Origin of the sequence: Dethiosulfatibacter aminovorans DSM 17477, from assembly GCF_900142005.1 — a bacterium.
Classification (GTDB): domain Bacteria; phylum Bacillota; class Clostridia; order Tissierellales; family Dethiosulfatibacteraceae; genus Dethiosulfatibacter; species Dethiosulfatibacter aminovorans.
In genome coordinates, this window is the sequence record NZ_FQZL01000022.1 from 59,075 (window position 1) to 68,417 (window position 9,343).

Genomic DNA, 9,343 nt, shown 5'->3' on the forward strand with positions numbered 1-9,343 from the left:
TTTTTCTCTATTATACCTGAGCCATCTACTGTTTTAAAACATAAAAATGAAACAGTTCTTGAATACCATAAGGATTCATCTCTCCCATAATTTCCACATTGTAAACCCCTTCATCTCCTTTCAATGGCATTTGGATGTCAAATTCACCATCAACAATTGGAAATTGTCCTCTATCAACTTCTGTACCGTCTTTAGAAATAATTACTGTTATCTCCCTGGATGCTGATATTGTTCCATTTATATAGATATTACCATCATCAGAAATAACATATCCCGCTTTCGGCAATTCCAATTCCAGATAGGTAAACTTTCCTATCTGACCGGTGCTTATCTTGTGTTTAGTGATATCGGCCATAACATCTTTCATAACCGAAAAATACAAAATTCTACCCTTATTTCTGACAATTATCCTCACATCTGTCACTTCACTGTCGATTTTTGCTTGAGAGGTCCCTACGAAACTTCCCAACTCATTGTCATAATGACCTGACATCATCACCATATTGCCACTATCCGGATAAATATAGACATCAACATCAGAAGGACGCTCAGAGTTCAGAAAAAGGTCATATCCGAATATATCAATAGTGCCAAAATCCCTAACGCTGTAATCAGTTCCACTAAATAGTATACTGTTATCTTCTGGATTCCATGTCTTTTCCAGACCAAGCACCTCAGCAATATCAAAATCCACCACATATATGTCACCAGACTCAAATATCGTATCATAGGATAGATTCCAGTCATCTACTTGTTGTCCGTTATAGTATGTAGTGACCACCCTTTCCCCTTCATGAACTTCAAATGCATAAGTTCCTTTGCTATACACATTACCTTCATTTTCAAAGTCAAAATAGCCTGCCAACCGGTCAAGGGACAATCTTGCAAACTTATCAACATAACCTACAGTCTGACCATCCAATATATATTGACTATCAACATAGTTGATTTCTGCAAGCTTACTATCAGTGGGCTTTATGATCAGGTCAAATTCGTTTTCAACTTCATTAATTGCATCATTTTCTTGCTCATCCACCTCCTGATGAGACACGATAACATACCTTCCATTCTGTTTTTCAAGAGTCAATATTGCGACCTTGTAAGTCCCATGTTCTTCATACAGTTTAATAGTACCGTCAGCTACTTCGCCGGAAGTACAGTTGAAGAATCCCGGTCCGAAATCGCTCGTAAAATTGTAGTATGCATCATAATCTTCCAGATATAGTATTTCATCCAAACCTACATCCTTCAAGTCTTCTAATTTGATACCTGCATACTCCCACATTACCAGCTCAATATCTTCTGTCAAATATCTATGAATCGGAACTGGCGTGGTTTCAAGTTCTTCTCCAAATGGCCAGTTTCCTTGTGATTTGAGACAGTTGAATTCTTCAATATCATTTACGTCGCTATGGTAAGGAAAATATCGCAGGAAGTTAGCAAAATCCATATCTTCAGGACTACTGTAGTACGATGTAAAGAAACAACTAATAGGGTTTACAGTTAAATTGTCATTTGTATCTGTAAATGTCGGTGCTATCACCTCATTTACCTGTGCAATCTGATCCGAAGAAAGTGTAGTGTTTATACCATCTTCTACAATATCATCCCACAACTCGTTCCATGAATCTGACAAATTAACTTTCATTAACTCTTGTTCCGAAACAGATTCTTCACTTCCTAATTGATTCTTACTGTAATTCATGCTGAACAATTCTTTTATAGATTCTCGGTTTATATAAAGATCAGAATATTCTTCTGATTTTTCTTCATCTGCAATTCCTACATCCAGTGGAGTTACAACAAAAAAAGCATTTCCATCCTCTATTGCAAGAAGTAATTCTCTGCCCCGTTCCTTCTCATTATAAGATTCTTCATCCATCACAATTATTTTAAAGAACTCCTGAAAAGCTCCACCTTCATACTCGTATCCGGTATAATAAAAAGTTACTTTATTGTCTTCCTCTACAACTTCATACTTCCCAGCCCAATTCTTCGGAATTTCAAATGAAAAACCATATTCTTCATTATTATAGGTTTCGCCTTTACTTGTTTCTTGACATCCATTCAAAACAAGTACAAACATCAGCATCACAATTGCAATTCTAAACTTTTGATTCATTTATTTCGCCCTCCGATTGTTTTTTATTCAATATATTCATATATTTTGCAGGTGTCACAAGATACTGATTTTGATCAGGTTAATTCTTAAAATTCCTATAGATCAGGTCTTTTAAGTTCTCCTCGCATAAACCTGAAGACTCATAGAATTCCTTTAGCTAATATTGTTTCTTCACTTCACCCGCCCCTTTACTAAAATTCCAAAAAATCAATTGTGCAAAGTCGGGATTTTGTATCATTTCCTTAAGATGTCATACTAAAGTCTTTACCATTCCTCATAATTCAATCGGAGAGGATCATCCCCATATTCATTTGGTCCATCCGTACCCTTCATGAATATTAGAACTAGTGCCAGGATGACATTGACTATTGGAATAACTTGCAATAGTACATACCAGCCCGACTTCTCAATATCATGAAGACGTCTTACACATATGCTGAGTTCAAAAATAGCAATTATTATAGCCAATACTAATAACACAAGCAATACTCCTAAATTGCTGACACTATCAATGATTATATCAAACACCGATGCTATAATTGCCAATACTAATCCATAACCAAAAAACCTAGCTCTATTCAATCTACCCTCAAATGAAAAAAACTCCCCTAGCATGATACCTCCCCCTTATTCTTTCCTCTGTATATCAAATTCCTCTATAAGTTCATCCTTGAATTCCTGTAGCGCTTCTCTTGTTCCCATTTTCACTGCATTCGCAACAATGACGAATATCAAGCCAAAACCCAGCAATCCCATTGCCACATATTCCATGCCCAACACCTCCAAATTTTTCAAAAAAAGACGATACCTGCATGCAGACAGATATCGCCATAATTATTAACTTAATCCCATATATCCACCCACTATTATTATACTACTATAAAAAACCAACACAATTGATTAATGGATATTTATTATTACATTTCCTTAATATTTTTAATTTCCTTCTTGATTCTCAATCTGGAACGTACTTTCGATGTTTTCCCGGGAAATTTTTTCTGTTTCAAAAAAAGAAGCAGCATGCCTAATTAAAAAGCATGCTGGTTTCATTCTCTATGAGAGTTTAATGGTGAAGGCGGAAGGTTATCGGTACAATAATCACATTTTCGTTAATTTGCTTTATTATACTGTTGATTCATATATATTTGCATTATATTATTAACTTATTCTTTTACAACATCAATCAGCCTGCTATTGACAAGGTAAACATTACCCATGTCAAGTCTATATGGATAAAAATTCGTTTTTTTCACCCATATAAAAAGCATATTTACTCTGTTATACAATTGTTAATGGCAAAACATATTTGCAACTTATGGCAACATAAAATTGCTTTATATGGAGAAGTGAGTATGGTAGCCTGTCTCGGGTGTCAAGCTGGATATTCCGGAGCAGATTGTACCGTGTATCCGGGTTAATGATACCATGATTCCGGACTTAGGATACCGAAATATATAAGCCAGTGCAGAGTGATTTGCCATTGACATGGAGCCTCTACCAATATGGCTATATTGCCTAAGGCGGCAACATGTAGGCACTGCAAATGGACAGGCTACCATATTGGTCTCTCCATGTAAATGGTTCGCAGGCCAAATCTGTTTCGTTTAACTTTTCTTATTTATCACACAAAAGTTATGGCAGTATCCATTACCGGAAAGGCGGTATCGTCTTTACCGGATTATAGGTACAGTAACACCGGAATAATCATCAAGCCTTGGTATACTAGGCTTTTTTGCTTGTCAGCCATACTCACAGAGGTTCCATGTCAAGCAATTTTATGTATTGCCATTTTAATCAAAACTCTATTGCCAAATACATGTACTTATTTCTTTCATTGTACCCTCCTACAGATAATTGCATTAAAATAAGCCCCGCTCAAAAACTGAACAGGGCCATTCAAACCACTACAAAAAATATTAATAAACACGCCAACCCCAATTCAGCATATCCCAATAACTATTGTATAACTAATTGCATAACTTTACAATAACAAATCAAAAATTACGGATGTATACCTTGTGTTTGGTCAATTAGAATTCAGCTCCTAATTTATATTGATGTATCACAATTTAGACATTACAAAGTATCATCTTCTACTCTAGTATTTAAATACCCCTGTAATACTCATTTTTAGCCCTTCTAATAATAACTGCTGCTTCTGATCTTTTAGCTAATCCATCAGGATCAAAACTACCATCTAATTTGCCATTAATAAGACCTAGTGAGTATGCTCTAACTACATCATTTCTATAATAATTATCTATTTGCTTGTAATCTAAGATAGATTTTCTAATAGAGCTTTCAATTTCAACAGAGTCCAAATTCAATCCATTTACAATTATTTTCGCCATTTCTTTTCTTGTAATAGGTTCTACAATGCTTACTTCATCATATTCACCGCTCTTAATCAAGCCTAAGCTTATCGCTTTTTCTAAATAATCCTTATACCATATCTCACCTTTAGCGCTTTCAATATCATAATCTAGTGCTCTAAGTGTTATTATAATATATTCAATTCTACTAATTTTATTATTTGGTTTAAACTCACCGTCTTCATATCCGTTAAAAATGCCTTCCCTAGTTACATAGCCAATACTACTATTAGCCCAATATTTTGAATCATAATCTTCGTATCTTCTTGCTAAAATACAATATTCTGAACGATTCATTTTATATGTCTTTTTTAACAACTTAATACTGGGATACATAAGTTTCTCCCAATTTTCAAATCTTATTGTTTCAAAGTGTTTCACACTTTCTAACACCTCGATATTATCAATTAAGTCTTTAGTTTTTGTAATTATATTTTCTTCATTTTCTTCTTTTTTATCACTATTATTATATGCTTTTATTAAACTTACCAACTCTTTAAATCTATTAATATCATCGTTGTCTAATTCTAATTTCTCAATATCAGTACTTCCAATAAAACTTTTAAATGTAAGTATGAACGCTGTTAATGCATTGGTATCTTCCGCTTTATTATATATCTCATCCCCAGTTAAAGATAATAAACCTGTTCCAAACGACTCAGCGAAAATAAACTTATTCAACTTCTCCTCAGCTATACAACAGTCAATACATCTGCTAGACTTTGATTCCAAAACATATTTTTCAGTCTCTTCAACGATCTTCTTTATATTTGAGAAGCTAAGCATATAATATAGCTTTAACAATTCTTCATAACTAAGATTCTCTAACGATTCCTCTGCTATATAACTTACTAAAGCTTTAATCATGCTTTCTTGGTTTAAATACGCTGCGCCAATCATACCCACCATTTCAGAATATGTTTCAAGAACTTTATATTCAGCTAGCATCTCGTTGTTTTTTTCATAATAACTAATAGGCTTTGTCAAATCTTCGTCTGTTAATACTTCATGTAAAAAATAAGCTTTATATAAATGTTCTACAATTTCTTCATCATATACAGGATTCCCATCTATATCAGTGAATATAGTATACAAATATCTCCCACAATTTTTTTTGTTGATCTGATACGATAAATATTTTTTTGTATTGTATTCATATAATCTAGGTGTTGAAATATATCTATCGTCTTGTAATTCTTGTATGCTCTCACCTGAAATACTCTTAAGAATAGTATCATAATTATTAGCTGCATATGCAATGTTAGATGATAGCATTAATACAACAATTACAATAATGACTAATCTTTTCATCTTTTACCTCCAAAGTTTTTATTATATATAAAATTATCTAAACATTCATAATTATGTTTAATCAAAACTCTTAACTATTCAAATATATATGAGCCTTTTGCTCCCTTTTGATAGAATACGTATTTACATACTAGTACCTTCATTTATGCTCCTATATGGTTTAATCTACTAGGAATCTCCTACTTATTCTACTGGAGTTTTATTTAAACACCCACGAATGCTAACACTCTAAAATCCCATACCATTATTGTTATTCATATCATTCATCCCCATGTTGTGCATATTGTTCATACCCATATCATTCATACTGTTCATCATTTGATTCATGTCATGATGCATTGTTTCTGACGGATTGAATCCTACACCACCCATATGACCTCCAAAATCCATAGGTGTAATACTTCTTAATGCAGCATCCATACATATCTGCATACTTTGATTCATATCACTTATCATTTGATTAGTCATTTGTTGTTGCATCATGTCATTTATCATTTGCATATTAAACAATTCACTATATGAATCGAAATCAGTGTTATCCATAGTATCAATGAACGAATCTAAGTTTAAATCGTTCATCGCCTGGGAAAATTTCAACATTTCTTTCTTATATATAATTAAAGCTTCACTTATTTTAACATTTACTTTTGCTTTTATCATTTTCATTAATAGTTTATGTTTAATTAAACCTATATCTTTTAAAGATTCTACAGAACTTACAAATAAACCTTTTTTTGAGCCAAGTTTTTTTAACACTTTTTGTTGAGTTTCTTCATTCAACAGTTCAAAGAATTTTATATCTCCTTCTAATTGAATTGTTGTAATTTCTAGATAAAGTTGTTCTAAAAAATCTTGAATATCGCCTTTCATATCAGATGATTTTATTCCTACTTCTTGATATGCTTTGAGTAAAGACCTCATGCGTTTTCCTTTTAATGTACTAAGACGATTCTCAAGATCGCTGAGTAAATCATCATTCATTAAATCGAGAACGTTCATGAAGTTATTTACTTGTTTAAGTAATTTCTTTTTTTTACTAATTGAGCTAATAATAAAACTTAAAATCCCAAAAATAATAATTGGAGCAAAAAGCATCATTTTTAACAACCTCCTTTTTAAACTTATCGTTTATTTTATACACTACTATTTATTGTATATCATCGAACTTTGCTTCAAACTTATCATGGTCATTTCCAATACAGTATAACAATACACTACCTGGATCTGCACCTGGATTAGGCAACCCTCTATCACTGAGTATATATACATTAGTCACATACACATATTGTAAAGTCTCAATGAAATCCTCAAGTGAACTATCCGATATATAAATTGTATGCGTAACAGTTTCAGTTTGATAACATCTTAGTGATGATGCAGCTCTATACTCACTAATAATAGAATTGTTATTATCTTCAATAACAAATCTATATCCATTCACCCATCCAAGCGATGCATCCACATCAGAATTGTTAATAAAATTTATGCTTAGTGATATAAATCCTACACCTTCATATGCATTAAACTCATCAATTTGAAAAGAAGTACTACGCATGGCTGACTTTTCATTCAAAATATCGACTACATGCCCTGTTAACCCTTGCCACACAATTCTTATTGAGCTATCATCTTCAATATGAATAATATAATCTTGACTACTAGAAAAACTTTCATTTGAGCTATTTACATACTTCTCAGTAACAGAACAACTATAAAATGAACCATCTCCATAATCAATATTGTTTATACCTGTAATAATCATATCTACATTAATAATATCTCTCTTAAAAGAATCATTTATCATTTGAGTTATACTTTCATTAATATTAATGCCTATACCTTCTAACTTATCTGCATTATAAATACATTCAAAAGTATCTAATGGTTTGTTTTCAATGATACCCGCATAATATTTTGCGAACATTTCCCTAGTTTTTTCTTCAAGTGATAATTCTTCTTCCTCAATGTTTTGAATTGTATCCGAATCGTTATTATTTTCGTTTTCAGATGCTTTGACTCCACACCCTACCATCATTGTTAATATTATGCAACTAACCATCATAATTATGTATTTTTTTTTCATGTCATAATCCTCCGAAATATTGTTATAGAAAACATAATTGAAAACTTAATACTATAATGAACCCAAGAAACTAGACGACAAAATCCTCAAAATAAGTTAGAATAAAGCTATGAAAAAGAGAAGAAACTTTACCCCAGAACAGAAAACCAAGATTGTCCTCGAAGTATTGAGAGAGGAACAGACGCTTGTGGAGATTGCCGCTAAGTATGAAGTTCAACCAAATCAGTTAACTCGTTGGAAAACCGAATTTCTTAAGAATGCATCAAGAGCCTTCAGCAAGGATAAAGATGAGTCTGAAAAACTGCAGAAGGAGCATGAAAAAGAAGTTGATGAACTTCATAGACAACTTGGTCAATTGACGTGTGAGGTCAATTGGCTCAAAAAAAAATCTAAACAATTCGGTCTCCCGACAGAATCGCCAAAAAATGATAAGTAAACATCCTAAATTGACGATAACCAGGCAGTGTCAACTGCTTGATATCAATAGAAGCACACTCTACTACATACCTGCTGAAATAGACAGGTCTGAGGAGTATGCCATAAAATGGCTCATAGATGAGATCTATACCAGCCATCCTGAATACGGTTACAGAAGAATGACAGTTATACTCAATAGGGACTATGATGTTAAGATCAACCGTAAGCGCACTCGTAAGTATATGCGTGAGATGAACATCCACGGGCTATGTCCAGGACCAAACCTAAGCAAGAGAGGTCGTGCTAAATATCTGTACCCTTACCTGCTTCGAAAAATGAATATCACAAAGCCTAATCAGGTTTGGAGTATTGATATTACCTATTGCAGAATGCCAAAGGGCTTCATGTACCTTGCTGCTATCATTGATTGGCATTCAAAATATATTGTTGCTTATGAGCTGTCCAACACAATGGACAAGGGACTCATCACAAGAGTTGTAAACAAGGCCATAGCCACTCATGGCAAGCCTGACATTATTAATTCAGATCAAGGATCGCAGTTTACTTGTGATGCCTATATCAGCCTCCTGAAATCCAATGGTATCAAGATTTCAATGGATGGCAAGGGTAGAGCCCTTGACAACATCTGTATCGAGCGTTTCTGGCGAAGTTTGAAATGGGAAAAGCTCTACCTTGAAGAATATTCAAATGGCAGACAACTCAAAAGATTAATAGATGAATACATTCTACATTACAATACCAATAGACCACACCAGACATTTGATTACACAACACCGGCTAAAATTTACCACGGGATTCCATTCCTGAAAATTTCAGCATGATTAGGGCTTTGCCCTAAAACCCATCCTCGCCGGAAGGCAGGTGCCATGACTGGCACTGACAACAGGATATCTGCTTATGCAGTCAAGGGTATACAAGCTCGTACCTCGCCCTTGACAGCGGCTAGATTACTATAAATATCAATGAAAGGAGCACCTAACTTAAATTGATAAAACTTTTGTCTTGACAGTGGGGGGC

At 33.6% G+C, this 9,343-nt stretch carries 7 protein-coding genes; 1 reads left to right on the plus strand and 6 read right to left on the minus strand.

The features are described 5' to 3' along the window. Positions 1 to 25: 25 nt before the first annotated feature. From BUB05_RS13190 to BUB05_RS13210, 6 genes are all read right to left on the minus strand, one after another. Positions 26 to 2,122: a hypothetical protein gene (locus tag BUB05_RS13190; RefSeq protein WP_073050088.1), complete on the minus strand. Its 2,097-nt coding sequence runs from the start codon at positions 2,120 to 2,122 to the stop codon at positions 26 to 28. Between the two features lie 264 nt (positions 2,123 to 2,386). After that, positions 2,387 to 2,737, minus strand: coding sequence for a DUF805 domain-containing protein (locus BUB05_RS13195; RefSeq protein WP_073050089.1), 351 nt, complete (start codon positions 2,735 to 2,737; stop codon positions 2,387 to 2,389). A gap of 12 nt (positions 2,738 to 2,749) precedes the next feature. Next, on the minus strand, positions 2,750 to 2,893 hold the full coding sequence (locus BUB05_RS18715) for a hypothetical protein (protein WP_175548567.1): 144 nt from the start codon (positions 2,891 to 2,893) through the stop codon (positions 2,750 to 2,752). Between the two features lie 1,334 nt (positions 2,894 to 4,227). Continuing rightward, positions 4,228 to 5,805 carry an S-layer homology domain-containing protein gene (locus BUB05_RS13200; protein WP_073050090.1) on the minus strand — a complete coding sequence of 526 codons (1,578 nt, stop codon included), beginning with the start codon at positions 5,803 to 5,805 and terminating at the stop codon, positions 4,228 to 4,230. A 228-nt stretch (positions 5,806 to 6,033) separates the two neighbouring features. After that, positions 6,034 to 6,903 (minus strand): hypothetical protein, encoded by an 870-nt coding sequence (locus BUB05_RS13205; protein ID WP_073050091.1) that lies wholly within the window; start codon positions 6,901 to 6,903, stop codon positions 6,034 to 6,036. A 49-nt stretch (positions 6,904 to 6,952) separates the two neighbouring features. After that, positions 6,953 to 7,888: a hypothetical protein gene (locus tag BUB05_RS13210; RefSeq protein ID WP_073050092.1), complete on the minus strand. Its 936-nt coding sequence runs from the start codon at positions 7,886 to 7,888 to the stop codon at positions 6,953 to 6,955. 109 nt (positions 7,889 to 7,997) lie between these two features. Between BUB05_RS13210 and BUB05_RS13220 the strand changes: the two genes are divergently transcribed. Continuing rightward, a protein-coding gene (locus BUB05_RS13220; protein ID WP_094762778.1) for an IS3 family transposase occupies positions 7,998 to 9,147 on the plus strand; the annotation gives its coding sequence in 2 pieces (ribosomal slippage) (positions 7,998 to 8,267 and positions 8,269 to 9,147; 1,149 coding nt in all). Positions 9,148 to 9,343: the final 196 nt, after the last annotated feature.